Below are 24,667 nucleotides of genomic sequence, written 5' to 3'. Positions count from 1 at the left end.
TCTTTTTTAAAAATGTTATGACCCATTAGCTCAGCAGGTAGAGCACTTGACTTTTAATCAAGGTGTCCCGCGTTCGAGCCGCGGATGGGTCACCAAGTACGGAGGGGTGTCCGAGCGGTTTAAGGAGCTGGTCTTGAAAACCAGTGACTTCGAAAGGGGCCGTGGGTTCGAATCCCACCCCCTCCGCCAAATATGGAGAAGTACTCAAGTAGGCTGAAGAGGACGGTTTGCTAAACCGTTAGGCCGGGTAACTGGTGCGAGGGTTCGAATCCCTCCTTCTCCGCCATATATGGGGGCTTTTAGCTCAGTTGGTTAGAGCGTCCGGCTCATAACCGGTAGGTCCGGGGTTCGAGTCCCTGAAGGCCCACCATTTTCACAGGGGTATAGTTCAGTTGGTAGAACAGTGGTCTCCAAAACCACGTGTCGTGGGTTCAAGTCCTGCTACCCCTGCCAAAATTTCATTTATCATATCGGGGTGTAGCGCAGTTTGGTAGCGCATCTGGTTTGGGACCAGAGGGCCGCGGGTTCAAATCCTGCCACCCCGACCATGTTAAGGGCTTATAGCTCAGGTGGTTAGAGCGCACGCCTGATAAGCGTGAGGTCGGAGGTTCGAGTCCTCCTAAGCCCACCATTTATGCCCAGATAGCTCAGTCGGTAGAGCAGAGGACTGAAAATCCTCGTGTCGCTGGTTCGATTCCGGCTCTGGGCACCATTTAAAAAAGTACATCTTAAGATGTACTTTTTTTTATAGTATAAGAAAGTATACTTTCTTATACTATAAAAAAAGCAGGAGTGCAGGGGAAGTATTCCCATGCCGCAGTCAGAGGGGTCCTCAGGAAGCTGCTTTGCAGCCGTCGAAGGGGAACCTAGTTCCCCTAGCGAAGCACACGTAGTGTGTTTTTTTTATGCGTTTAAAGGTTATAGAGAAGGTGCTTCAGAAGAACAGAAAGAAAATCAAAGATTTCTCTGTTTTGTTCTTGTTTTCCCATTTTTAAAACGACCAAATGATCAGGAGTATTGAATAGTTTGTTAATACTTTCATAGTGGAAAGAAAAGTCATTAAGATTTATATATAGACATGGTTCGCCTGATGAAAGATTACCTTTACGCATAGGAATTTGAAGTTCAAAGCTATTGTTGCATTGTTGATAGGCAAATCTATAACCCAGTTCATATTGTAGATGATCATTGACAGAAGCAGCAAAGGGATAAAATCCAAAGCAATTTAGCGTATTACCCTTGATGGATAGTTTATCTATATAGCATACATGGTTGCTCGCTATAGGGACTAAGAGTGGCGCAGAAGATAAAAAATCACTAAAGGTTACTTGATCGAGGATACATAGACACTTGCTAAAATAGTAGAGATCATCATAGTTGTGAAGTAGTATCTTTTCTTTCAAATGATTTTCTGGGTAGTTTTCATATAGCTGATAAAGTTCGACGCTCTCTTTCCCGCTAATGGTATCTGTTCGTAAGATATTTAAGCTTTTTTCTACAGATTTAAGCTTACAGTCTTGTAGATTTAATAGTTCCCTTTTTCTTCGAACGAACTTGAGTATGTCAAAGCTTTTGTGCGTATCGACTCGAAAGGGAATATGATGTTTTCCAAGGCGCTTGTTGAGAAAAGGTATATCAAAGCTGTCTCCATTATAACTGATTAAAAAATCAAATGCCTTTATCTTTTCACTGAAAGCTTCTAACAGTACTTTTTCCTCTCGGCGGTGATGACAGAAAAATTGTTGAATCATCATTCTTTCATTCTCCACATAGAGAATACCCACCAAAATTACCTGGTTATATTCTGGACTGAGCCCGGTGGTTTCTATGTCAAAAATAGCAAAGGAGAGATCCTTATATAAAGATAAATAGTTATCGGGAAGGGATAATCTCTCATGAAGGGGATAGTTAATAATTTCCAAAGAATCACCTCAAATATATTTAATAGCGTATGTATTCATATTACAATAGAAAGAATAAATGGGGAAGACCCTAAGTCAAAGATTTGGAACAAAGTTGCCTATCGAGAATTTGCTTTCGCTAGGAAATCAAAAAACATAATTTCCTAGATATTAAGAAGATTAGATTTCTGCCTATTGCCTATGATATAATGTTAATGTTGCTTTGCCAACGAAAATATAGGTTGAGAGCAGATGAGGAGGATTTGTTATTCTAATGGATAAAGAATTATTAAAAATCAAAGAGCAATTGAAAAATATAGATACACAAGAAAATGATCGCATATTCTTGATTGCAGAAGATATATTTAAAAAGCAAATTATTAATGTTGGAACAATCTCTTATGTGGAGCTTTTTCAAGAGGCTGCCCTTGACATGGGGCAATACTACCATGCATTACAGAATGGATTCCCTATTGATGAAAAAGTAGAGACAATATATAAAAAATTAATGTCTTATGTGGGGGAATTACCAAGTATATTAGGGAATTTTCAAGAAAGGATTACGGACATAAAAGAATGGAGACAGGAAATCATTCAGCATATTCGAGTATTGTCTGCCTATTATACAGAGTCCAGTTACATATATGAAATTGTTTCAGAAAAGTTAGGGGCTAAAGGGCTGGAAGAAGCTGGCGAAAAAAGTGTTCAATTAACTACGTTTTATCAAGATGTAGCCAAATACTTGGCAATGGATGCGCAGAAGGTACCACATAAGATGAGCTACATTCTTTCGATCCTGCCATTCCGTTTGACAAAGCAGTATTTTCTAGGACGGGTTGGGGAAATACTAGAACGGGTCAAGAAAGACTCTCCAACCAATGGATGGGCAAATATTCTACAGAGATATAGAGAGCTGTTTGATGGCAGCAACTACTGGTTATATGGAAAGGAATTCAACAAATTTCATGAGAAGATTGAAGCTTTTAAAACTATAGATTTTAGAAAATCTTCTATAGAAGACTTAAGCTCTGTTCGACGGGAAGTAGAACTCATGTTAAACAATTTATCAAGATTAATCCAGACATTTCAATCTTATGTTTCCATAGCAAATCGGATATTAGTGATGCACATGATGGAATTTAAGGACTTTGAGAGGGTATTAGAAGGGGATGTGGTGATTCCTGATATTTATAAACGTTTCACCGAGTTAAAATGGCTTGTGGAGAAAGAAAAGAATGAGACTACTTCTAAGGGATTGGAAGAATTATATGAGATTTGCAGGGAGAGAGGAAAGGAACTATATCAGCAGGCGAATGATTTAGGGGAGTTATTTAATCTGTGTATGGATAAACTACCAGACGGTTTAAACCATGGAATGGAAGAATATATTACCTTGTCTCAAAAAATTGTGGCGGTAACCAATGATTACGAGCATGAATCCTATGATGATATTTTCTTGACGCCTGTAGAAGTGAATACCCAAGACAATTCTATTCAGTTGTTCATTCGACACTTGGAAGAATCACTGCTAAAGATGACTACAGATTTAAGAAGGAGCAAAATGAGAAAACTGTTATCTGTTTTACCAATTCCCTTTTCATCACCAGAAGAATTTTTTGATTACATGAAAAGTGCCTTAGAATTTAACACAACCGATGCAGAAAAGGCTTGGACTGTGGAACGAATTTATAAGATAATGACAATGAACGGAGAAGAAACTAAAAACATAGAATAAATAATGGATAGTGCATGTTAGCAGCTTCTTGTGATGGAAGCTGCTTTTTTATGATTTCCGTACTGAAAACAAACTTTTGAAAGTTATTTGAATATAATAGGTAAAAAGGAGGGATGGAAAGTGGACTTTATGGAAAAGTTAGTCAGTAAGGTTTCGGAAGGAACAAAGGTTTTATCTAAAAAAACAGATGAACTCCTGGAACTCACAGAGTTAAAAATGGAAATTAAACATTTGGAGGATGAAATCGAGGAAGCAAAGTTATTTATTGGCGAGATGGTCTATAGAAGTTATTTGGGAAAGGAAACAGGAACAGCTGAGATGAGAGAAAAGTGCAGCGAGATTGAGCAAATGTACTATAAGATTCAACAGTTAACCCAAGAAGTCAATGAGATTAGGGGAGTAAGGCTGTGTCCTCACTGCAATATTGAAATTAGGGAATATCTAAATTTCTGTCCGAGCTGTGGCAGTAAGGTTGTTTGAATTTTCAAAGGAGCACGAAGGAATTTAGGTTTTTTTGTAGAATATTGACATATAGCATATTTTATTTTCAAGCAATTATTTCTTTGACGGGAAGGTGACTAGGTTGAAATTAGTTCGGACTAGCCAATTAGAAGAAGGTATGATTCTAGCTGAAGACATTATGGGGAAATATGATATTGTGTTTTTGACCAGTGGTACGGTGCTAAACGATCGCCATATAGAAAATTTAAAAAAGCTGGATCTACACTATGTATATGTGATGGAGAAGATAAGCGAAGTCGAGTCCGATCAATCCCTTCAACCATCAATCATCATCGTTGATAGGCAGCTTACCAAAGAATATGCCCAGTCTATGGATCAGTTCAAAACTGCATATGAAAGTGTGGGATTAGGAAAAAAGATTGAGCGAGAGGTCGTAGAAAAGTCTGTACTTCCCTTAATGAAAGAAGTTGTGAAGAGCAATAATGTCTTAGGACGACTAAGACAGATTGAGTCAAATGATGCTTATACCTACAGACACTCTATGAATGTAGGTATACTGGCTGCTATGGTAGGAAAATGGTTAAATTATAGCGAAAGGGACCTTGAAAATTTAACAACTGCTGCCATGCTCCATGATATTGGCAAGTCTAAAATACCTGAAGAAATTATCAATAAACCTGATACCCTAACAGCAGAAGAATATGAGATTGTCAAAAAGCATTCTAATTTAGGCTATGAAATATTGAAGGAATCGGAAGGCATGAATTTTGATATACTTTGTGGTGTATTACAGCATCATGAGCGAATGGATGGTAGTGGGTATCCTTTAGGAATTAAAGGAAATAAAATCCATGAGTTTGCTAAGATCATTGCTGTGGTAGATGTATTTGATGCCATGACATCACAAAAGGCGTATCGTTCAAAAATGTCACCTTTTAAAGTGGCAGAATATATTGTTGAAAACAGTTTTGATACCCTTGATCCATATATTGCAAATACTTTTTTAGAGAATATATCGAAATACTATGTAGGAAATATTGTAAAGCTAAATACTGGAGAAGTGGGAGAAATTGTATTGGTAAATAAGCAGTCTCCAACGAGACCTCTAGTGAAGATCAATGACAAATTTGTTGACCTTCTAAAAAATCATGATTATGAAATTGTGGATGTTATTGCATAAATAGAATAAAAGGAGGTCACCTAGGTGATCTCCTTTTATTCTATTTATAAAAGCCTTTTTCAAACATATCCTTTATCGTATTAGGATCTGTTGTAACACTTAAGGCCAACATTAACTTGATCCTTGCCTTTTGTCCTGGTAAATTACCTCCGAACACTACACCAAGGTTTCTTAAGGTTCGTCCAGCGCCTTCATAGCCATATGTATCCAATACTCTTCCCATAGGGCAACGGGAAACCATGACTATTACCACATCTTCAGCGATGGCATATTCAATACCTGATACCATGGCGGGTGGGATATTCCCCCTACCCATAGCTTCTATTACCAGACCCTTAGCACCTGAATCCACACAAAATCTAATCAATCGATCATCCATGCCTACAGCGCACTTGATCAGGTCAACCTTGCTTTCGATAGAATCAGTTATAATATGATGATGCTTTGTAATATCTCGATAAAAAATAACTTCATCACTATCTACAACACCCAAAGGGCCGAATTCAAGGGATTTAAAAGTATCTAAACTTAAGGTATGAGTCTTGGTAACTTCACTGGCAGCATTCACTTCCGTATTCATGACTACCAGTACACCTTTTCCCTTGGCTTGTTCAGAAATAGCTGTACATATGGCGGCTGAGAGATTGCTAGGGCCATCATAACCTAATTCAGAACTACTTCTCATGGCTCCAACTACCACAACAGGTTTTGGGGTATTGATATTTAAATCTAGAAGGAAAGCGGTTTCTTCTAGGGAATCAGTACCATGAGTGATAACTACGCCAGTAATATCCTCTCGTGCTACTAGGTTTTTTATTGTTTTTGCTAAATCCATCATCCGCTGAGGCGTCATATGAGGTCCAGGAATCTTATCAAAATCGACAATTTCAATATCAGCCACTTTGTCAATATTGGTGACCATGGACATGATTTCTTCACTGGATAAAGCAGGGATTGCTGCAGCAATTCTTGGGTCAATTTTCATAGAGATGGTGCCGCCCGTAAATACAACAGCTACTTTATTTTCATTCGCCATGTGGTTACCTCCTAGTTTATATACTCAACATAATTAAAGAATATATGCAAAAAACTTGATTGTCAATCTCTATTATCATAACAGAATATGCCCGTATGAAAAATAAATTAAAAAATTTAAATGGAGAGATTTCTTATTTTTATTTGGAGATTTAGCTTTAAACCTTATCTTTTGGTATAATTATTTGTAGTATGCTCATGCTGAGAAGATAGATCAAATCTATTGCAAGTATTTGGAAATTGATGGTAGAATATACATAGCAGAGGGGTGTTGGGAATGATTTTGAGAACGCTAATTGTAGATGACCAATTGGAAATGCGTGAGATTATGAAACAAATATTAAATGAAGTTCCCTATGTGAAAATTGTTGGAGAAGCAAAAAATGGCTTAGAGCTATTAGATTATTCTCTGGAATTAAACCCAGATGTAATCTTTATTGATATAGAAATCCCGGGAATCAATGGTATTGAAGCGGCTAAGGAAATTCGAAAAAGAGACCCAGAGGTACACTTGGTTTTTGCTACTGGATATAGGGATTATACGGGAGAGGCCTTTGATGTCTATGCTACAGACTATATTCAAAAGCCCTATAGTCGTGAGAGAATTATGCAAACATTAGAGAGGGTCAGAAGTTTAATAAAGAAGGAAAAGGGTGATGAAGAGAAACTATTGGGCATTCTCAGTAATAGAAACAAGCGGTATATCAAATTGGGAGATATCCTTTTCATCGAATCTAGAAATCGAAAGATTTATATCTTTACAGAATATGAAGAAATAGAATGTAATGAAACTTTGAATGAAATCAATGATCAGCTGGACCAGCGATTTATGAGAACGCATAAGTCCTTCATTGTAAATTTAGATAGAATTCGTAGCGTGAAACCACTGACCAGAACCTCCTATAGCATATATTTTGATGCTATAGAGCAGACTGCCTGTGTTGCCAAGGATTTACTGGAAGAAATGGTGGAGCGGGCAGAAAATATGAGTAAAAGGTGAAATGATGAGAAATAAGAATTTAATTGCAGTAATTGCCTATGATGTTTCCCAACTCCTGTTGCTAGGTATTTTTATCTACTATAATTTTGTTATTGGTAGAGAAAAGTTTACACCAGTGGTGGAGTATCAAATGAATATGGCATTAGGAATATTGATTATTTTATTGAGTATCCTTGGGATATATATGAACCGAAGAATATTTGAAGTGTTTAAGATCGAGAAGGAATATGAAATACAGCAAATCAATTTGAAAAACATATATGCATTAAATAATTTGCAGCGGAGCCAGCGGCATGATTTTTTAAATCATCTTCATGTGATTCATCATTTAGCAGAAACGGAAGAATCTAAAGCGCTGAAAAACTATGTGGAAAGAATTTACCAGGAGGTCTATGATGCCAATATGAAGGTAAATACAGGCTTATTGGAGGTAGATGCACTGCTCCAATCTAAGTTTAGTATGGCAAAAATCAAAGGCATAGCTATTGAGATGATTAATGAAGCGAACTTAAAGGATATAAAGATTGAATCATGGAAGCTTATTAGTATTCTTGGAAATATTATTGATAATGCCATCGATGCATGCATGGAAGGAGATAAAGAAAATAGGAAAATTGTAGTAGAGTTGAAGGAAACAAAGTTTAAATATCTTTTTTATATTAAAAATACAGGCGCACCAATACTCCAAGAGAATATGGAAAAGATTTTTCTCGCAGGCTTCACAACAAAGGGAGAGAAGGGTCAAGGATTAGGATTAAGTATCTGTAAAAAGTACATTGAGGAGAATGATGGGAAAATTGAAGTAAACAGCAACAACAATGGGACGATATTTACTGTTGAATTCTATAAGTTCTAAGAATATTAAGACAAAAGCACCAGTCCTCGGGGACTGGTGCTTTTGTTGGTTTACGTTCAAAAGGGGTATTGGGAATAGAGATTATATTATCGAGGTTACCAGGGGGATAACCACTAAACAAATTATAACAAAATACGACAAAATTAGCAATGCTTTTTTCAAAAAAAAACACTATAAATTTTTTTGTACAAAAGAAGGATTATATTATATTTTATGATTCCTGCTTGATTTTATATTATAATTGTATTATATTTTAGTTGAGCATGAGAATGGAGGGACGGGAATATGAGAGAGAAGATTGAACAGTTAATGGGAAATTTACAACAAAATGGGATGAAAGCGAGTTATTTTGATACAACGGCTGAAGCAAAAAATTACATAGTAGATACTATCGGAAGTGGAAAGGACGTTGGGATTGGTGGATCTATGACAATCATGGATATGAAGCTCCATGAATCCATACGAGATGCTGGAAACCAAATTTACTGGCATTGGCTTGTAAACACACCTGAAGAAAGAAACACAGCTATTGACAGGGCCAATTGTGCTGATGTGTATTTAACCAGTGCCAACGCTATAACCCTTCAAGGTGAAGTTGTAAATGTGGACGGAAATGGTAATAGGGTTTCAGCCATGATCTATGGCCCAAAAAAGGTAATGATTATAGGTGGTATTAATAAAATATGTAATGACTCTTTTGAAGCAATGGACCGGTTAAGAAAAGATGCTTCACCTCCCAATGCCAAAAGATTGAATCGAAAGACTCCATGTGTTATGACTGACGAATGCCGAGATTGCAATTCACCAGAGCGTATTTGTAATGTCACAACCATTATTCATAAAAAACCTGGATGTATCGGGGAAATGGAAGTAATTATCATTGGGGAAGAACTAGGCTACTAACAAAAAACAATGCACTTTTAGGGTGCATTGTTTTTTTCTAATTTTATATTGTAGAATGGTTTCCCTTGACAATAGGTAATAATAAGTTTATCTAGAGAACGGCTTTACAAAGGGTTTAGATTCAGATACAATATGGAAAGATATAGGGAAATTTGTTATATGGGAGAGATTAATTGTGGAAGTATATTTAGACAATAGTGCAACAACAAAACCATCTGAAGAAGTTATTGAAATGATGATAAAAGCTTTAAGAGAACATTATGGGAATCCTTCTTCGTTGCATCGAAAAGGAGTGGAGGTTGAAAAGTTAATCAAAGCGGCTAGAAAGCAGGTTGCAAGGTCTTTAGGCGTGAAGGATGAAGAAATTATTTTTACCTCTGGGGGAACAGAGTCCAACAATATAGCCATTCTTGGCATCATTGAGGGAAATAGAAGAAAGGGAAACAGAATTATCACTAGCAAAATAGAACATCCCTCTGTTCTAAATGTTTTTAAAAGTTTAGAAACGAGGGGACTTGAAGTTATATATTTAGATGTGGACGAATGGGGAAAGATAGACATAAATCAGCTACAGGAGGCAATAACAGATAATACTCTGCTGATAAGTCTCATGCATGTAAACAATGAAGTGGGTACCATTCAACCTATTGAAGAGATCAGTAAGCTACTACAGCGCTTAAAATCAAAACCTTTTTTTCATGTAGATGCAATCCAGTCATTTGGAAAAGTAAAACTGAATTTGGGCAAGCTAAATATCGACATGCTATCTATTAGTGGACACAAGATTCACGGTCCTAAAGGAATTGGCGCTATTTTTGTGCGAAAGGGAGTAAAAGTATCTCCAATTTTCTTGGGAGGAAACCAAGAAACTGGGATTCGGTCTGGTACGGAAAATGTACCAGGCATTCTAGGCCTTGGTGTTGCAGCAGAAAAGATGTGGGAAGGTACAAATACGCATCATGAACAACTGCTCATGTTAAAAGATAGGTTCTTGAGACGAATAAAAAATGAAATTCCTAATATAAAGATAAATGGTTTAGAAGGAAATGATGGAGCGCCTCATATTTTGAATATAAGCTTTCCGGGTATTCGAGGGGAGGTTTTGCTTCACAGCCTGGAGCAGGATAGAATATATGTTTCAACGGGTTCTGCCTGCTCATCTAAGAAAAGCAGTCAGAGTCACGTATTGAAGGCCATGAAATTGAAAGACGACGAGATTGAAGGGGCTATACGATTTAGTTTCTCCTATAATAACACTGCAGAAGAGATTGACTATGCCGTTGACCGATTGAAGAAGCATGTTGAAGAATTAAGAAAGATTATGATGAGGTGATCCTATGAAAAGAGCATTGATTGTGAGATATGGTGAAATTGCGCTAAAAGGCTTGAATAAATCTTATTTTGAGCAGAAACTTGTGAAACATATACAAGCTAATATTAAGGACTTAGGAAGTACAAGGGTATATAAATCAAACGGATTGGTTTTTGTTGAATTAAACGGGCAAGATGAAGAAGAGATAATTGCTCGGGTTGTAAAGGTATTTGGTATTGTATCTGTCAGTCCTGCCTGGAAGGTAGAGGCTGATTTGGATGTTATTAAGGAAACCGCTTTAAAACATGCGTTAGAAAGAGTTGAGGAAAAACAGTTTAAAACCTTTAAAGTAGAAAGTCGCAGAGGAGACAAGAATTTCCCCCTCAGCTCTCCTGAGATATGTAGAGAAGTAGGAGGATTTATATTACAGGGTATAAAGGGCTTAAAAGTAGATGTGCATGAACCTGAACTATCTATTCATATAGATGTTCGAGATAAAGCATATATTTATTCTGATAAAATTCCAGGATTCGGTGGTCTGCCATTAGGAACCAATGGCAAGGGGGTGCTTCTTCTTTCAGGTGGCATTGATAGTCCTGTGGCCGGATGGATGATGGCCAAACGAGGTGTAGAAATAGAGGCAGTACATTACCACAGCTATCCTTTCACTAGCGATCGCGCTAAGGAGAAGGTGATAGATTTAGCAAAAATTCTTGCTACCTATTGTGGTACCATTCGCCTCCACTCTGTGAACCTATTACCTATTCAAAAGGAAATCAATGAAAAATGTCCAGAAGAAGAAATGACAATACTCTCAAGAAGATTTATGATGAAAATTGCTGAACAAATTGCAAAAAATAACGGATGCCATGCATTAATTACTGGTGAAAGCATCGGGCAAGTTGCCAGTCAGACCATAGAGGGGTTAACAGTAACCAATGATGCAGTTACCCTGCCTGTATTCCGTCCATTAATTGCCCTAGATAAGGTAGACATCGTTGAAATAGCAAAGAAGATCGGTACCTTTGAAACATCTATACTGCCTTATGAGGATTGCTGTACAGTATTTTTACCGAAAAGACCTGTAACGAAGCCAAAAGTGGAAAGAATTAAAGGATCTGAGAATAAACTAGAAGTAGAGAATTTGATAGAGAAAGCCATTGCAGATATGGAAGTAATAAAAATATCAGCGGAAGAATAATACAAAATATGAATGGCGTAAAGGGGGAATTTGCTATGACAAAGTTTTTGTTAAGATGGATTGCCAGTGCTGCATCCATATATATCACTGCTGCCCTTTTTGAAAACATCTACATTACTGGTTTTGCTGCAGCTATGATAGCAGCAGTGATTCTTGGAATTGCCAATATGATTGTTAAACCGATTATCATTGTATTCACATTACCAATTAATATTCTTACATTAGGATTATTTACTTTGGTAATCAATGGTATTGTTTTGAAGATGACAGCGGGTTTTGTTGGTGGGTTTATGATTGATGGATTGACAACGGCAATATTAGCCTCCATTGTCTTGAGTATTGTTCATATGCTCTTAAGTGGTATTCTTGGAGTTAAAAAAGATTGAGATCGCAGAGAGACAAAAGTCTCTCTTTTTTCTTTACATTTTATTAATTTTTTTAATAAGAGGAATATTATTCATATGTTGGGGAATCATATACAGTTGGAGTTGGAGAGGCGTCATAAATTTCCATTTTATGATAAAAAAAGTCAGTGCATCTTACAAAACTAGCTATTTTTCAACGAAGGAAAAAACATTGTATTAAAGAATAAATAATAGGTGCTAAAAAAAGATACATAAGATTAAGCAAAGGAGGGGTCGAATTGCGTCTTAGCTTTGAAAATATCAATAAAAATTTAGTTATTAAGCTAGATGGTGAGTTAGATCATCATACAGCGGAAGAGATTCGGGATGAGATTGACAGAGAAATAGATCATTACAGTGTGAAAAATATCATTTTCGACTTATCAGGTATGAACTTTATGGATAGCTCAGGTATTGGCGTTGTTATCGGAAGATACAAGAAGGTGAGTAAAATGGGGGGAGAAGTAGCAGTAATAAATATCAATAGTCGCGTTGAGCGGATATTTAAAATGTCGGGTTTGTTTAATATCGTAAAAAGATTTGAAAACAAAAACCAAGCTGTTGACAGCTTATAAAGGGGTGAGTCATTTGTCCATACAGAATCATATGAGATTAGAATTTCTTAGCAAATCACAAAATGAAGCCTTTGCAAGGGTCGTTGTGGCTTCGTTTGCTTCTCAATTAGATCCTACTATTGAAGAACTGGCAGATGTAAAGACAGCTGTTTCAGAGGCTGTTACCAATGCTATCATTCATGGCTACGAAGATAAGATAGGAAATGTCATTATTGAGTGTTCTATTCAAGAAAATGAAATTGAAATTATGATCATTGATCATGGAAGAGGCATAGATGATGTAGAGGAAGCAAGACAGCCTCTATTTACTTCAAAGCCCGATCTGGAGAGATCTGGGATGGGATTTACAGTCATGGAAACCTTTATGGATGAAGTAGAAGTTCAATCACTAAAAGGTGTAGGAACAAAAATAAGAATGGTTAAACGCTTTGAAAGTCGGTAGAAATAAGGGGTAGATGATATGACTATGACTGCATTCTCAGAAGACAACAATGAAATATTAAGTCATGAGGAGACCATCATATTGATTCAAAGGGCCCAGACAGGGGATAAAGTAGCCCAAAGCATCCTTGTAAATCATAATCTTGGATTGGTAAGAAGTGTCTTGAAAAGATTTACCAATAGAGGCTACGAAAGAGAGGATTTATTTCAACTTGGTTGCATAGGGCTCGTAAAGGCTATTGAGAAGTTTGATTTAAGCTATGATGTAAGATTTTCAACCTATGCAGTGCCGATGATTATCGGGGAAATCAAAAGATTTTTAAGGGATGATGGGATTATTAAGGTAAGTAGATCTCTAAAGCAGGCTGCGGGGAAGATAAAGAATGCAAAGGAAATCTTATTTCAAAGATTAGGTAGGGAGCCAACGCTGCAAGAGTTGGAAGATGAAACCGAAATTCCAAAAGAAGATATCGTCATGGCTTTAGATTCTAACATTCAGCCAGATTATCTATACGATGTTATACATCAAGATGATGGATCTCCCGTCCATTTGATAGATAAAATCAGTGAAACCAGCGCTGAGGATGACACAGAAGTTGTAGATCGATTGGCGCTGCAGGAGGTATTGTCCAAACTAAAGCCAAGGGAAAGGCAGATCATAATATTGAGATATTTTAAGGACAAAACCCAGACAGAGATCGCAGAAGTTATTGGAATATCACAGGTTCAAGTTTCTAGAATTGAGAAAAAGGTTTTACAACAATTAAAAGAATTATTGATAAAGGCATAAAACATATGCCTTTATTTTTTTAAAAGTCTTTCTTCATAAATCTTTGGAAAAGACTTTTTTATTAAAATGAACTGCATGAAAATGAGAGAATTATCCTGTGGATTATGGAGAATACTATGTTCATAGATAGAATGGAGTGATGATCATGAAGATCAAATACCGCAAATTCCTATGGATCATGATGTTTGTCATAATCATTTCTTTTGCAACCTTGTGCATCATAAATAATAAATCCAATACCAATAAATTTTCAAGGGCAAAGCTAGTCTACATGCAAGAGAACACTACAAAGCAAAGGTTGTGAGAAAATGATTTCACAAAAGGAGGTCTATATTCAATTAAAGGACAATTTGATAATAAGTAATCCTTCCGGCTTAAAGATTAAGGATATAGCAATCATTTTGACGGATAAAGAGGTCAAGGAAGAGTTACTAAATCTTGAGGTCTTGAGTAAAAAAGATATGGGAAAAATGTATATTGTTGTTTCCATTCTGACAGTCGTAGAGAAGATAAGGGAATCCCATCCTGACCTATCCATTATCCCTGTAGGAGAATCTGAGTTATTGGTAAAAATAGAGAATGATTTAGAAAAAGGTAAAAAATTCACTACGTATTTAAAATTAGGAATAGTAGCTGCAACTCTTTTTGTAGGGACAGGATTAGCGATCATGAATTTCCATGCAGATGTAAATATGGGTGAAGCTCATAAAGTCTTATATAGATTGATTACGGGTAATGATGAGAGCAGGCCATTAATTCTTCAGATACCCTACTCTTTCGGCATTGGATTAGGAATGGCGCTATTTTTTAATCATTTTTTTCCCAAACACAGCAACGAACCAAGTCCTATGGAGGTAGAAATGTATTTGTATAAACAAAATATGGATGAATACCTCTTAGACAATGAGAAAAATACTGAGGAAAGTAAATGATAGGCTGGAGATGATGGCAATGCTTAAATTTGTGGCTGCCTTTGTTGGATTGGCTGAAGGTATTGTGGTGGGAAGCGCGGTGGTCGCTTTTATTACATTGCTAGATATTGTACCTAGATTGGCTCAACTAACAGATACAGAAAACTGGATTCGATTTTATGAAATTGTTATCATTTCATCAGGAACGATTATTTCTTTTGCATGGTTTTCCAATACTTCGTTAAATTTTGGGAAGACAATTTTGGTGGTGATAGGACTTCTGATGGGCGTTTTTGTAGGATTATTGGCATCCGCGCTAACAGAAGTAACCAATGTGATTCCAGTAATTGTAAATCGATTTCGTCTCCATGACTATATAGGATATGTTCTTGGAGCATTGGTGACTGGCAAAGTGATAGGATCATTAATTTATTGGTTATGTATTAATAAATAGGAGTGAAAAGGAATGGATAAGAACTATCAAGATATCACCAATAAATTAGTTTTACCGTGGAATGATTTGAAGGAAATAAAGAAACGACATGAATTTGAATCAGTACAAATCGGCAAAGATATTTTAAATGGTGATGAAAAAGCATCTATTGATCAAATGAGATAATAAATCGCTATACATTGGAGAAGAGGTGCGATGATGCAAAATAAAAAGCTTCAGAGTATCAACAAACAGCAAGAATATAATGAATATGTCCAACAAAAGATACCTAAACCAAGCTATGTAAAAAATTGTATTTGGGCTTTTATCGTGGGAGGATTAATCTGTGTCTTTGGGCAATTTTTAGGAAATGTGTTTAAGGGGATGGGGTTGAGTAAAGAAGACGTTGCTACAGCAGTACCAATGGTATTGGTTTTCTTAGGCGCTTTTTTTACTGGCTTGGGTGTTTATGACCAATTAGGAAAACGAGCAGGTGCTGGCTCTATTGTGCCAATTACTGGTTTTGCCAATTCTATTGTATCGCCTGCAATGGAATTCAAGAGAGAGGGTTTTGTTTTTGGTGTTGCAGCTAAGATGTTTTTATTAGCAGGACCTGTACTTGTCTATGGATTCGGCTCATCGATCATTGTGGGATTGTTATATTATTTTTTAGGAAGATAGGAGGTTGTACAAATTGGCTTCAAAAAAACTGGGCAAACAAACGGTAAAATTTGACCATCCTCCTGTGATTATTGGGACAGCAACGACAGTAGGGCCAAAGGAAGGTCAAGGTCCATTGAATAGCTACTTTGATACCGTTTTATCCGATGATCTCTATGGAGAAAATAGTTGGGAACTGGCCGAGAGCAAAATGTTACGAGAGACGGTAAAATTGGCAATACAAAAATCAAATAAGAATATTACCGACATGGAATATATGCTTTCTGGGGATTTGTTAAATCAGCTTATGTCTGCTACCTTTGCTGCCAGGGATCTAGGAATACCATTTTTCGGATTGTATGGGGCATGTTCAACTATGACCGAATCATTAAGCCTTGGGTCTATGTTGATTGATGGAGGCTATGCAAAGCACTTGGTAGCGGTGACATCCAGTCATTTTAGTGCTGCAGAAAGGCAGTTTAGATTTCCGCTTGAATTAGGAAATCAAAGACCTTTAACAGCTCAATGGACTGTTACAGGATCAGGGGCAGCCATATTAGCTTCCTATGGACAAGGTCCGAGAATTACCCATGTAACTACAGGCAAGGTTGTGGATTTAGGTATCAAAGATGCCAACAACATGGGTGCAGCCATGGCACCGGCGGCAACAGATACGATTGCAGCTCATTTTCAAGATACGGGATTTACGCCAGAAACTTACGATTTGATCGTTACGGGTGACTTGGGTGCCATTGGGAAAGAAATCACTCAGGAAATGGTATATGATCGGGGATATAATATTGCAAAGGTATATAATGATTGTGGCCTGATGATTTTTGACAATCAAGCTCAGGATACCCATGCAGGTGGTAGTGGATGTGGATGTTCAGCCTCCGTCTTTTGTGGCTATATTTATCGGCTGATGCAAGAAAAGAAACTAAATCGTGTGCTACTTATATCTACGGGTGCGTTGCTTTCGACGACCAGTGCGCAGCAGGGACAATCAATACCAGGAATTGCCCATGCTGTAACGATTACGAATACTGTTGACGGTTAGGAGGGGACATATGGATTATATTCGAGCTTTCATTGTAGGTGGTGTCATTTGTATAATTGGACAACTGCTGATGGATGGAACGAAGTTGACACCTGCCCATGTTTTGGTGTTATTTGTGACTTCTGGTGTGATATTAACTGCGCTAGGGCTATATGAGCCTATTGTCGATTTCGGTGGGGCAGGTGCCACCGTACCGTTACCTGGCTTCGGCTATGCATTGGCAAAAGGAGCGATTAAAGCAACAAAGGCAAAGGGAATTTTAGGTGCATTTACCGGCGGTGTATCTGCAACCGCAGGAGGTGTAGCTGCTGCCATCTTTTTCGGATACTTAATGTCAGTATTGTTTACACCAAAGACGAAAAAATAAATGACGGAGAGGAATTGAGGGATGACAAAAAAGAGAAGAGTAATTTTGGTTACGGATGGTGACTCTGTAGCCCAGAGAGCAGTAGAAACTGCAGTAACCAATATTGGTGGAAGGTGTATATCCCGTTCAGGAGGAAATCCTACGCCTGTAACAGGAATTGAGATTGTAGATATGATTAAGTCAGCGAAACATGATCCTGTAGTCGTCATGGTGGATGATAAAGGATCTTCGCGGACAGGACAAGGAGAATGGGCATTGTATGAAATAGCCAATCATCCAGATATTGATATTATAGGCGTAATTGCTGTCGCTTCCAATACTCAAGGTGTAAATGGTATTAAAGTGGATTTCTCTATTTCCCGAGACGGGAAAATTGTGAAAGGCGCTGTAGACAAGGATGGATTTCCTAAGAGGGGAAATGTACTATATGGGGATACGGTGGATATTATAGAAAGATGTCAAGTACCTCTGATTATCGGCATTGGTGATATAGGGAAAATGGCTGGAAAAGATGACTGTGAAATAGGGGCACCTATTCTCACCAAAGCAATGGAAGAGTTAATAAGTCAAAATAGTAATAAAAAAATTAAAAAAGACGATAAAAAGGATCAAGGGTGTTGATGAAAAAAGCTTACCGCTCTATTGGGGCGGTAAGCTTTTAAAATTATTAGTTAGTATTACTATCGATGATATCCTCTTGGGGATCTTCCGACATATCTGGGTTAGCCCCACCAGTTGAAGGTGGAAGCGGATTTAGCGGATCGGTTATGATACCCTCGCTTCCAGGGAAATGAACATCGCATTCTCCAGGTGCTTCATATCCGTAGTCATCTGGCAGAATACCTCCAGTGATCGGGACTTTTCTCTTTACAAAGACACGCTTTTCAATCAATGTAGGTGGGCAGTAAGGTGTAGCTAGCTTATTGGTACTGGTATCTACTTCCAGCTCCACATGGACATCATCGTATTCTGAAGGTACAGTACCTTTAACAAAGTATTCTGAACGAACCGTATTTCTAGGATCACGATAGCTCAATTCTGTAGGAAGCTTGCCTGACTTGGTATCCACCATGGCAGAAACAACATTTTCAGGCTTTTCGAAATTTCTTGTGGGAAGGCCTGCATGAACCTTGGACATTACTGTCTTCCAAAGCTGGGCACTAACAGTACTTCCGCTAGCCAACTGCATCTGTACGTCATTTCCAATCCACACACCACCTACATAATAAGGCGTATATCCAACAAACCAGGCATCATAATTATCAGAGGTTGTACCGGTCTTACCAGCTACAGGCATATTTTCATTACCATTGTCTAATTTAGCTCGATGACCTGTACCACCACTTACAACACTTTTAAGCATATCTGTGACAATGAAAGCAACTTCAGGCTTTACGACAAGATTTTTAAAACTTGTGTGCTCTAAAATTACATTACCATCACGATCTGTGATTTTTACAAAGGATTTTGGACTAATGTAAACGCCGCCATTAGCAAGGGCGCCATAGGCTGCAGTGATTTCTAAAGGAGAAATACCATTGGTCATACCTCCAAGGGACATGGCAGCCAGATTTAAGTCACTGGTGCCACCTTTCTCATCCAGGGTAGTTATGCCAAACTTCTTCAGGTAATCTATAGAGGTATTCACACCAATTTGTTCTGTAATTTTTACGGCTAGGACATTGATAGACCATTGGAGACCTTCCCGTAAAGTTGAAAGACCATGAAATCCTTTATAGGAGTTCTTAGGCCAAAGATTGCCGTTATGATCATAATTAGGAGCATCGTCCACCACATCGGCGGCAGTCCAGCCATTATCGATGGCTGGTGTATAGACAGACAAAGGCTTAATGGCAGAACCTGGTTGTCTAGGATTAATGGCACGATTGTACAACCTTCTACCCTTGATATCGCGGCCTCCTACCAATGCTTTAATTTCACCGGAACGATAGTCCATGATTACCATGGCAGATTGAGGTTGTGCGATGCCTTGGTCGCTTATATAGTAGTGATCTTTACCTACTAGCAAAGTGCCATTGGCAGTCTTTTCAAAGAAGCCAGGATTGCTATCCAGAAATTCTTTGTCAACAATTAGATTCTTTTTATCATCATAGGATTTATACTGGTGGGGGATATTAATTGGGCCCCCTTTATACATAAGGTACTCTTTACTTGAGCTAAGGTTATATACATCCCTTACATTTACTTGAATCCCTTTCACATCGCCATTGTCGTATAATGGGTCGAAACTTAACTGATGACCTTTTAAAAGAATCAGGTTGCCAGCAGGATCATATTGATAGCTATCTTTTGAAATCACCAACTGACCGCTTCCGTTGATTAAGTTGTCATATTTATATAGTAGAATAGATCCAGTTTTGCTTAGAATATTGCCAGCCTTATCCTTCTTTGCTACAAGTTCTGGAAAGTTCTTGTTATCCTCGTAAGCCTTTTCCAATTCCTTTTGCATCTTCAAGTCCATGGTGCTATAGATACGGAGTCCTTGGTTGTATAGCATATCTTTTGCTTCTTCTTCTGTTTTATCTAATTCCTTCATTAAAGCTTGTATTACATCGTGTTTTACCTGATCAACGAAATAGGAAGTAATACCTGAGGAAACTTGACGTCCGCCAGGTTTTAAGCGGCTTTGTATATCCTCAGCTAAGGCGGCCTGATATTCCTCCTCAGCAATCATATTTTCATCTTTCATAAGTTTTAAAACTAGGCTCTGACGCTCTTTAAATCTATCATCATATACGATGGTATAAATGGCATCAGAATCGTCGATGATAAAATGCTTGCTTGGGTCTACATCCTCTTTTCGTAGTGTCTTCAATGGTGAGAATTTAGAAGGATTTTTAGTGATTCCGGCAATCAGCGCGGATTCGGCTAAGTCTAATTCACTAACATCCTTTGAAAAATATGCATGAGCGGCAGCTTGGACGCCTCTAGCACCTGCTCCAAAATAAGAAGAATTCAGGTATGCTGTTAGAATTTGATTCTTGCTCAGCTGACTCTCAATTTGCATTGCATAATAGGCTTCCACTATTTTTCTACTGTATTCCTTTTCATTTGAAAGATACAAGTTTTTAGCCAATTGTTGTGTAATAGTGCTGGCGCCTTGCACCTTAGCACCTGCTTTTAGATTTTCTAACGCAGCACGGAAAATACCTTTGATGCTCACCCCATTGTGTTTCTCAAAATTTCTATCCTCGATGGCGATAATGGCGTTCTTTAAGTGGGTAGGAATTTGATCGTATTCCACAGGCATTCTAAGTTCATTGCTTTCTACCTTTTCAATCAAATTACCTTCTTCATCAAAAATAAAAGAGTTTTCAGATAAAACGGAATCCAGTTTTGTCACATCAATGGGTTTTGCTGACTTGACAAGGGCAAATACCAATCCGCCCATCACTCCCGATCCAATGAAACCAGCCAATATGATAAACACAAGGATGACTCTCAATATACTATATTTTTTTTTCTTTTTTTTCTTTTTTGTATCTTTTGTTTTACGTTCATTATTTTCTGACAAGTTAATCCCTCCTAGTACAATAAGGAAAAGCAAAGTACAAGCACACAACTTGACATCATTATATCATATTCAACTAGGGATGTTAATAAGATTCAAATTTCAATTCGGTTACAGTAAGAGGACAACAAATGAGGATGAGAAACTCTGTCAATATTGTGGACTGTGCTGTGGGTGCAAAAGGCGCTTTCGCGGCGGCGGTGTTCGTAAATCTATGACTGAATAGCTTAATGTTAAAAATGAGATAAAAGAAAGGTTCTATAAATACAAACAAAATGATATAATGTTTGTATAAATACAAACAAAAAGTATTTATATCTAAGAATATACATTTAATGATAGGGGGACTGTTTATGGATGATCTAAAGTTATTTTGTGTGCAGGATGCTTGGGCAGCTATGTTAACAAGAGAAAACATAGAAGAGCTGCAAAGGCTCTGTGTAAGCTGTATAGACTACTATCAACTCCACGGAGAAATAGATGTACCTATGAATGCTGCAGAAGAATTGTTTGACGATTTACCCCAAGGTAAAACAAATGAAGATAAGATGATCATTGGTTTGTTTAAGAGGGAAGGCGAAATTATTGGAATTATAGAAGCTTTAAGAGGTTACCCAGACAAAGATTGTTGGTTTATTGGGCAAATGATGTTAAATCCAGCTTATCGAGAAAACGGAATGGGAAGAAATTTTTATCTAGGCTATGAGCGTTGGGTGTGTAATCAAGGAATAAGCAAGATAAGGCTTGGTGTTCTACAAGAGAATAAAAGGGCCTACCGATTTTGGCGAGAACTAGGGTTTGAAAAGATTTATACTAAGGAAAACTATAAAATCAAAGAAAAAGAGACTACGGTTTATGTGATGGAAAAAAATTCTTGTGGTAAATTTTAAGAAAACTAGGAGTAGGGACGGATTTTTCTTCGTATTCAATGCACATTTGGATAAACTAGTTGTAGTATAAGAAAAATATGGTACAATATAATAAAATTGAAATACCAAAAAGGCAAACTTGCTGAAAGGTGAGGACGCAAAGCCATGGGTCTAAGGATGAAATCTAGGATTGCCAGGCTGCTGACAGGTAACTATGGTAGAATAACTGCAGCGTTTCGCTGCTTTTTCTGTATATACTTTCGCTAAATATTGCATAAGGTGGGTCGCGGTTGTGAGACATTCATACATTGAAAAATTTGACATTCTTCATCCATTTAAGTCTAATACGCTTCAGGATGTTTATATAGGCGCACCTAAGGAAAATACTAAGGAAATCGTATTAATTAATGTTCTAAAGTCTGTTAATGAGGACATGGAGAAAGCAAAGGGAGCAATGAAGAAATCCATTGGAAACCTGCTGCATTATGAAGAAGTTGATCAGGGAATCGTTCTAGTTACACGATATATGGAGGGTGTTCCGTTACTTACCTATCTAGAACAAGAACCTTTGAGTCTTGGGAGTCGTATCCATGTTATGTTTCAATATCTAAAGAAAATTACTAAGTATGACTCTTTTCCTAAAGAATTGAAAGAGATTTTAATTGACGAAACTCAAATCATTATTGATAAGGGAGAACTAAATCTTTATGAACTGATACTCTTTCATGAAGGTGAACTAGAAAAAATTGCGAATAGCGATGCTATTCAGAAGGTGGGAAAGACTCTAAAAAAAATACTTGAGATAGGTGCTGAGAATATGGATTTCCATAGAGGACAGTACCAACAAATATATCAGTTTGTAAGTGAGTTAGAAGAAGGAAGGCATACTTATAAAAATCTGTTGTCTGTTTTCCATGGGTTTAAGAGTATTTACTTTCACGGAGAATATAGAGAAAATGATGATTCTTCGAGGCTGGACAATGACGTGTCGCGTAAATCGAGAAGGGGGATGCAGGATCATGTCATTGGTGGAAAACTAAGGGGGATGATCATCGCAATAGCGGCAATCAGTATTGTTGCCTATGGGAGTTTAAAGGTTTTAAGGTATACTACTGCAAGTAAGGCAGCATCTCAGGAGCCCGTGGCTTACTTTGAGAAAATACAGACGAAGAAAGGCTTCGAGTTAATTAATAAAAGTGTTTTGCATGGAGATAAAAATACCATCAAGGAATCTCTATGGGAGGTCTATAAAGATAATCAAATCATCGAAAAAAAGGGAACAAAAGATCTTTATATTGATTTGAAAGAAGACGGAGTCTATCATGTTATTCTGAAGGTGAAAGATCAGTTTGATAAGTGGAGTAAACCATATGGGAAAGATATCTATGTAGAGAAGCAAGTAGCAATGACAGAAGATCAAGAATTGGCTACTGATTACACAGAGAAGCTCGAACATTTAGGTTCCTGGGATAATCCTGAGAAGAATATAACGGTTGATGAGGATGTATTGCGCAGCGGAACCTATTCGTGGAAGATCGATAAGAATGCGAATAAGGCAACCATTCATATGCAAGAGCTGCGGCCAGACCCCCATGTATCCTTATCGTTCTGGATCATGTCTAGCTCATGGGAAAATACGAATATACAAGTAGAGGGAATATTTGAAGGGAGTCAAAAATTTCATAGAAAAATAAATTTCAAGCCCAAAGAAATAAATGTCTGGGAAATGATACAACTACCTGAGCCAATGGAGAAAGTTCAGGAAGTAAGGCTTATATTTTCTGATGTTAAGGAAAGTATATGGATTGATGATATTGAGTTTAGCGTATATAAATAGTTATTAAAGGAAGGTATGTGATGCATAAAGCATATACCTTCCTTTTTGTTTATTGACCTGTAGAGGAGTCAGTCTTTCCAATAAAGACCAGCATAGAAGGCGTTTTCGCAAAGGCGAAGACTTGCGTTGACTTGATCAAGTATTTTTTCTCTTGACAGTATCAAATGTATCATAGATATGAGTTCTCTGTTCTGAATTTTAGAATGGAGTTTTGACTTTTTCAAGAACGTAACAATGCGTATGGATAGTGTACGAATATCAGCAGGCATGTAAGGATTTGTAAGATAATTAAACTCGTTTCTATGTCGATCAATACCACCTATTTCAGCAAAGACCCATTTTAATACGCGTCCTAGCGCAAAGTAGTAAACTTCAGGCTCATTCTCAAAAGATAACATATTTCCTTCTGAAAATAGATTGAATTTTTCTTCTAATAAGTGTGTATCCATTACGGTTCCTCCTGTTTTTTCATAGTTAAATATAGCATATCATAAGGTATATACTCTGGAAAGGTGGACTATTCTTGACGATAGCCCTATCACTTATATCAAAGGTCATGGGAAGCGCGCTTGTTGACGATATGTAATGCACGAGACAGGGAACTAAAGTAAATAAAGGAATTTAGAAAAATAGAAAACGAAAAAAGTTACGTTGAGTAGAAAATATGGAGATAGATAGATAAAATAGTTCATATAGGGCAGAAATAAGTTATAATTAGTAATTGAAGGAGGGGTTTTTGATGGATGATGTGGATATCAGGATATTAAAGCTATTAGAAGAAGATGGAAGAATTACCCATGAAGAAATTAGCAAACATCTTCATATTTCAAGGCCTGCTGTACACAAGAGAATCGGAAAACTTGAGGAATTAGGGATTATTCGCGGTTACAGAGGCATTATTCATTGGGGCAAGCTGGGGCAAAGCATCAAAGTACATGTATTCATAAAATTTAATCCATTAAATATGAATGATACTTTGAATCAGATTATATCATTAGATGTTCCAAATGTAACAATAGAGGAAGCTCATCGACTAGCAGGAGAGTGGTGTCTTGTCTTAAAGGCAAGGGCAACAAGTCCAGATGATATTAAGAATTTAATTGATAAAATGTATGGAATTCCAGGCGTGAAGGAGACATCGACAACGTTTATTTTATCGACGATCATTGAAAATGGTTTGAAGGATTTTTAAATTATAAGGGAATA

The 24,667-nt window shown here is 37.3% G+C and carries 26 protein-coding genes, 8 tRNA genes and 1 riboswitch; of the genes, 30 read left to right on the top strand and 4 right to left on the bottom strand.

Features of this window, described 5'->3' with window-relative positions; translation table 11 throughout:
- Nucleotides 1-19: 19 nt before the first annotated feature.
- The 8 genes from HNQ80_RS10410 to HNQ80_RS10375 all read left to right on the top strand — a co-directional run bounded on the left by HNQ80_RS10410 (nucleotide 20) and on the right by HNQ80_RS10375 (nucleotide 712).
- Nucleotides 20-95, top strand: a tRNA-Lys gene (locus HNQ80_RS10410).
- 5 nt (nucleotides 96-100) lie between these two features.
- A tRNA-Ser gene (locus HNQ80_RS10405) sits at nucleotides 101-189 on the top strand.
- A gap of 5 nt (nucleotides 190-194) precedes the next feature.
- Nucleotides 195-286 (top strand) — tRNA-Ser (locus tag HNQ80_RS10400).
- A gap of 7 nt (nucleotides 287-293) precedes the next feature.
- Nucleotides 294-370, top strand: a tRNA-Ile gene (locus HNQ80_RS10395).
- Nucleotides 371-377: 7 nt separating this feature from the next.
- Nucleotides 378-453: transfer RNA gene (locus HNQ80_RS10390), tRNA-Trp, on the top strand.
- 18 nt (nucleotides 454-471) lie between these two features.
- Nucleotides 472-548: transfer RNA gene (locus HNQ80_RS10385), tRNA-Pro, on the top strand.
- A 6-nt stretch (nucleotides 549-554) separates the two neighbouring features.
- Nucleotides 555-631: transfer RNA gene (locus tag HNQ80_RS10380), tRNA-Ile, on the top strand.
- A gap of 5 nt (nucleotides 632-636) precedes the next feature.
- Nucleotides 637-712: transfer RNA gene (locus tag HNQ80_RS10375), tRNA-Phe, on the top strand.
- Nucleotides 713-911: 199 nt separating this feature from the next.
- Here HNQ80_RS10375 and HNQ80_RS10370 read toward each other — a convergent pair.
- The gene (locus HNQ80_RS10370; RefSeq protein ID WP_184310580.1) at nucleotides 912-1,922 is read right to left on the bottom strand and encodes a ribonuclease H-like domain-containing protein; all 1,011 of its coding nucleotides are present in this window, start codon (nucleotides 1,920-1,922) and stop codon (nucleotides 912-914) included.
- A 253-nt stretch (nucleotides 1,923-2,175) separates the two neighbouring features.
- Here HNQ80_RS10370 and HNQ80_RS10365 point away from each other — a divergent pair, with 253 nt between their 5' ends.
- The 3 genes from HNQ80_RS10365 to HNQ80_RS10355 all read left to right on the top strand — a co-directional run bounded on the left by HNQ80_RS10365 (nucleotide 2,176) and on the right by HNQ80_RS10355 (nucleotide 5,278).
- A complete protein-coding gene (locus HNQ80_RS10365) occupies nucleotides 2,176-3,636 on the top strand; it encodes a hypothetical protein (protein WP_184310579.1) in 1,461 nt (486 codons plus the stop codon).
- Nucleotides 3,637-3,756: 120 nt separating this feature from the next.
- The gene (locus HNQ80_RS10360; RefSeq protein ID WP_184310578.1) at nucleotides 3,757-4,116 is read left to right on the top strand and encodes a zinc ribbon domain-containing protein; all 360 of its coding nucleotides are present in this window, start codon (nucleotides 3,757-3,759) and stop codon (nucleotides 4,114-4,116) included.
- A gap of 103 nt (nucleotides 4,117-4,219) precedes the next feature.
- Complete coding sequence (locus HNQ80_RS10355; protein WP_184310577.1) at nucleotides 4,220-5,278, top strand: HD-GYP domain-containing protein; 1,059 nt, start codon at nucleotides 4,220-4,222, stop codon at nucleotides 5,276-5,278.
- 40 nt (nucleotides 5,279-5,318) lie between these two features.
- Here the strand turns inward: HNQ80_RS10355 and HNQ80_RS10350 are convergent, their stop codons facing one another.
- Nucleotides 5,319-6,314, bottom strand: a complete 996-nt coding sequence (locus HNQ80_RS10350; RefSeq protein WP_184310576.1) for an asparaginase — start codon at nucleotides 6,312-6,314, stop codon at nucleotides 5,319-5,321.
- 276 nt (nucleotides 6,315-6,590) lie between these two features.
- Here HNQ80_RS10350 and HNQ80_RS10345 point away from each other — a divergent pair, with 276 nt between their 5' ends.
- From HNQ80_RS10345 to HNQ80_RS10270, 16 genes are all read left to right on the top strand, one after another.
- The gene (locus tag HNQ80_RS10345; RefSeq protein WP_184310575.1) at nucleotides 6,591-7,313 is read left to right on the top strand and encodes a LytR/AlgR family response regulator transcription factor; all 723 of its coding nucleotides are present in this window, start codon (nucleotides 6,591-6,593) and stop codon (nucleotides 7,311-7,313) included.
- Between the two features lie 4 nt (nucleotides 7,314-7,317).
- Nucleotides 7,318-8,169 carry a sensor histidine kinase gene (locus HNQ80_RS10340; RefSeq protein ID WP_184310574.1) on the top strand — a complete coding sequence of 284 codons (852 nt, stop codon included), beginning with the start codon at nucleotides 7,318-7,320 and terminating at the stop codon, nucleotides 8,167-8,169.
- A 285-nt stretch (nucleotides 8,170-8,454) separates the two neighbouring features.
- A complete protein-coding gene (locus HNQ80_RS10335; RefSeq protein WP_184310573.1) occupies nucleotides 8,455-9,072 on the top strand; it encodes a lactate utilization protein in 618 nt (205 codons plus the stop codon).
- A gap of 175 nt (nucleotides 9,073-9,247) precedes the next feature.
- The gene (locus HNQ80_RS10330) at nucleotides 9,248-10,405 is read left to right on the top strand and encodes a cysteine desulfurase family protein (protein WP_184310572.1); all 1,158 of its coding nucleotides are present in this window, start codon (nucleotides 9,248-9,250) and stop codon (nucleotides 10,403-10,405) included.
- Between the two features lie 4 nt (nucleotides 10,406-10,409).
- Entirely contained in the window at nucleotides 10,410-11,585 is a 1,176-nt protein-coding gene (gene thiI / locus HNQ80_RS10325) for a tRNA uracil 4-sulfurtransferase ThiI (protein ID WP_184310571.1), read from the top strand.
- A 35-nt stretch (nucleotides 11,586-11,620) separates the two neighbouring features.
- Nucleotides 11,621-11,971, top strand: a complete 351-nt coding sequence (locus tag HNQ80_RS10320; protein WP_184310570.1) for a phage holin family protein — start codon at nucleotides 11,621-11,623, stop codon at nucleotides 11,969-11,971.
- A gap of 257 nt (nucleotides 11,972-12,228) precedes the next feature.
- Complete coding sequence (gene spoIIAA / locus HNQ80_RS10315; RefSeq protein WP_184310569.1) at nucleotides 12,229-12,564, top strand: anti-sigma F factor antagonist; 336 nt, start codon at nucleotides 12,229-12,231, stop codon at nucleotides 12,562-12,564.
- A gap of 31 nt (nucleotides 12,565-12,595) precedes the next feature.
- Complete coding sequence (gene spoIIAB, locus HNQ80_RS10310) at nucleotides 12,596-13,006, top strand: anti-sigma F factor (RefSeq protein WP_207726958.1); 411 nt, start codon at nucleotides 12,596-12,598, stop codon at nucleotides 13,004-13,006.
- A gap of 18 nt (nucleotides 13,007-13,024) precedes the next feature.
- A complete protein-coding gene (gene sigF, locus HNQ80_RS10305) occupies nucleotides 13,025-13,795 on the top strand; it encodes an RNA polymerase sporulation sigma factor SigF (protein ID WP_184310568.1) in 771 nt (256 codons plus the stop codon).
- A 308-nt stretch (nucleotides 13,796-14,103) separates the two neighbouring features.
- The gene (locus HNQ80_RS10300) at nucleotides 14,104-14,727 is read left to right on the top strand and encodes a stage V sporulation protein AA (RefSeq protein ID WP_184310567.1); all 624 of its coding nucleotides are present in this window, start codon (nucleotides 14,104-14,106) and stop codon (nucleotides 14,725-14,727) included.
- Complete coding sequence (locus HNQ80_RS10295; RefSeq protein ID WP_243183117.1) at nucleotides 14,699-15,160, top strand: stage V sporulation protein AB; 462 nt, start codon at nucleotides 14,699-14,701, stop codon at nucleotides 15,158-15,160. The genes HNQ80_RS10300 and HNQ80_RS10295 overlap by 29 nt, the downstream gene beginning before the upstream one ends.
- A 12-nt stretch (nucleotides 15,161-15,172) precedes the next feature.
- Entirely contained in the window at nucleotides 15,173-15,325 is a 153-nt protein-coding gene (locus HNQ80_RS10290) for a hypothetical protein (protein WP_184310565.1), read from the top strand.
- Between the two features lie 33 nt (nucleotides 15,326-15,358).
- Nucleotides 15,359-15,820, top strand: a complete 462-nt coding sequence (gene spoVAC / locus HNQ80_RS10285) for a stage V sporulation protein AC (RefSeq protein WP_184310564.1) — start codon at nucleotides 15,359-15,361, stop codon at nucleotides 15,818-15,820.
- Nucleotides 15,821-15,833: 13 nt separating this feature from the next.
- Nucleotides 15,834-16,856, top strand: a complete 1,023-nt coding sequence (gene spoVAD / locus HNQ80_RS10280; protein ID WP_184310563.1) for a stage V sporulation protein AD — start codon at nucleotides 15,834-15,836, stop codon at nucleotides 16,854-16,856.
- 10 nt (nucleotides 16,857-16,866) lie between these two features.
- Nucleotides 16,867-17,223, top strand: coding sequence for a stage V sporulation protein AE (gene spoVAE / locus HNQ80_RS10275; RefSeq protein ID WP_184310562.1), 357 nt, complete (start codon nucleotides 16,867-16,869; stop codon nucleotides 17,221-17,223).
- 21 nt (nucleotides 17,224-17,244) lie between these two features.
- Complete coding sequence (locus tag HNQ80_RS10270; RefSeq protein WP_184310561.1) at nucleotides 17,245-17,844, top strand: stage V sporulation protein AE; 600 nt, start codon at nucleotides 17,245-17,247, stop codon at nucleotides 17,842-17,844.
- 46 nt (nucleotides 17,845-17,890) lie between these two features.
- On the opposite strand, the gene HNQ80_RS10265 is transcribed toward HNQ80_RS10270, so the two are convergent.
- Nucleotides 17,891-20,758: a penicillin-binding protein 1A gene (locus HNQ80_RS10265; RefSeq protein ID WP_184310560.1), complete on the bottom strand. Its 2,868-nt coding sequence runs from the start codon at nucleotides 20,756-20,758 to the stop codon at nucleotides 17,891-17,893.
- A gap of 350 nt (nucleotides 20,759-21,108) precedes the next feature.
- Between HNQ80_RS10265 and HNQ80_RS10260 the strand changes: the two genes are divergently transcribed.
- Together HNQ80_RS10260 and HNQ80_RS10255 are read left to right on the top strand one after the other, a co-directional pair.
- The gene (locus HNQ80_RS10260) at nucleotides 21,109-21,645 is read left to right on the top strand and encodes a GNAT family N-acetyltransferase (RefSeq protein WP_184310559.1); all 537 of its coding nucleotides are present in this window, start codon (nucleotides 21,109-21,111) and stop codon (nucleotides 21,643-21,645) included.
- 101 nt (nucleotides 21,646-21,746) lie between these two features.
- A riboswitch (cyclic di-GMP riboswitch) is annotated at nucleotides 21,747-21,830 on the top strand.
- 86 nt (nucleotides 21,831-21,916) lie between these two features.
- The gene (locus HNQ80_RS10255) at nucleotides 21,917-23,461 is read left to right on the top strand and encodes a hypothetical protein (RefSeq protein ID WP_184310558.1); all 1,545 of its coding nucleotides are present in this window, start codon (nucleotides 21,917-21,919) and stop codon (nucleotides 23,459-23,461) included.
- A 68-nt stretch (nucleotides 23,462-23,529) separates the two neighbouring features.
- On the opposite strand, the gene HNQ80_RS10250 is transcribed toward HNQ80_RS10255, so the two are convergent.
- Entirely contained in the window at nucleotides 23,530-23,910 is a 381-nt protein-coding gene (locus tag HNQ80_RS10250; protein WP_184310557.1) for a hypothetical protein, read from the bottom strand.
- 290 nt (nucleotides 23,911-24,200) lie between these two features.
- Between HNQ80_RS10250 and HNQ80_RS10245 the strand changes: the two genes are divergently transcribed.
- Entirely contained in the window at nucleotides 24,201-24,653 is a 453-nt protein-coding gene (locus HNQ80_RS10245) for an Lrp/AsnC family transcriptional regulator (RefSeq protein WP_184310556.1), read from the top strand.
- The last annotated feature ends 14 nt before the right edge of the window (nucleotides 24,654-24,667 follow it).

The organism is Anaerosolibacter carboniphilus, assembly GCF_014205875.1.
In the GTDB taxonomy this organism is placed as follows: domain Bacteria; phylum Bacillota; class Clostridia; order Peptostreptococcales; family Thermotaleaceae; genus Anaerosolibacter; species Anaerosolibacter carboniphilus.
This window is presented reverse-complemented; position numbering and strand designations above follow the sequence as displayed.

Coding starts and splice junctions, on each gene's coding strand:
- HNQ80_RS10365 (WP_184310579.1), top strand. CDS start 2,176: ATGGATAAAGAATTATTAAAAATCAAAGAGCAATTGAAAAATATAGAT.
- HNQ80_RS10350 (WP_184310576.1), bottom strand. CDS start 6,314: ATGGCGAATGAAAATAAAGTAGCTGTTGTATTTACGGGCGGCACCATC.
- HNQ80_RS10345 (WP_184310575.1), top strand. CDS start 6,591: ATGATTTTGAGAACGCTAATTGTAGATGACCAATTGGAAATGCGTGAG.
- HNQ80_RS10340 (WP_184310574.1), top strand. CDS start 7,318: ATGAGAAATAAGAATTTAATTGCAGTAATTGCCTATGATGTTTCCCAA.
- HNQ80_RS10335 (WP_184310573.1), top strand. CDS start 8,455: ATGAGAGAGAAGATTGAACAGTTAATGGGAAATTTACAACAAAATGGG.
- thiI (WP_184310571.1), top strand. CDS start 10,410: ATGAAAAGAGCATTGATTGTGAGATATGGTGAAATTGCGCTAAAAGGC.
- HNQ80_RS10320 (WP_184310570.1), top strand. CDS start 11,621: ATGACAAAGTTTTTGTTAAGATGGATTGCCAGTGCTGCATCCATATAT.
- spoIIAB (WP_207726958.1), top strand. CDS start 12,596: ATGAGATTAGAATTTCTTAGCAAATCACAAAATGAAGCCTTTGCAAGG.
- sigF (WP_184310568.1), top strand. CDS start 13,025: ATGACTATGACTGCATTCTCAGAAGACAACAATGAAATATTAAGTCAT.
- HNQ80_RS10300 (WP_184310567.1), top strand. CDS start 14,104: ATGATTTCACAAAAGGAGGTCTATATTCAATTAAAGGACAATTTGATA.
- HNQ80_RS10295 (WP_243183117.1), top strand. CDS start 14,699: ATGAGAAAAATACTGAGGAAAGTAAATGATAGGCTGGAGATGATGGCA.
- HNQ80_RS10290 (WP_184310565.1), top strand. CDS start 15,173: ATGGATAAGAACTATCAAGATATCACCAATAAATTAGTTTTACCGTGG.
- spoVAC (WP_184310564.1), top strand. CDS start 15,359: ATGCAAAATAAAAAGCTTCAGAGTATCAACAAACAGCAAGAATATAAT.
- spoVAE (WP_184310562.1), top strand. CDS start 16,867: ATGGATTATATTCGAGCTTTCATTGTAGGTGGTGTCATTTGTATAATT.
- HNQ80_RS10270 (WP_184310561.1), top strand. CDS start 17,245: ATGACAAAAAAGAGAAGAGTAATTTTGGTTACGGATGGTGACTCTGTA.
- HNQ80_RS10260 (WP_184310559.1), top strand. CDS start 21,109: ATGGATGATCTAAAGTTATTTTGTGTGCAGGATGCTTGGGCAGCTATG.
- HNQ80_RS10250 (WP_184310557.1), bottom strand. CDS start 23,910: ATGGATACACACTTATTAGAAGAAAAATTCAATCTATTTTCAGAAGGA.
- HNQ80_RS10245 (WP_184310556.1), top strand. CDS start 24,201: ATGGATGATGTGGATATCAGGATATTAAAGCTATTAGAAGAAGATGGA.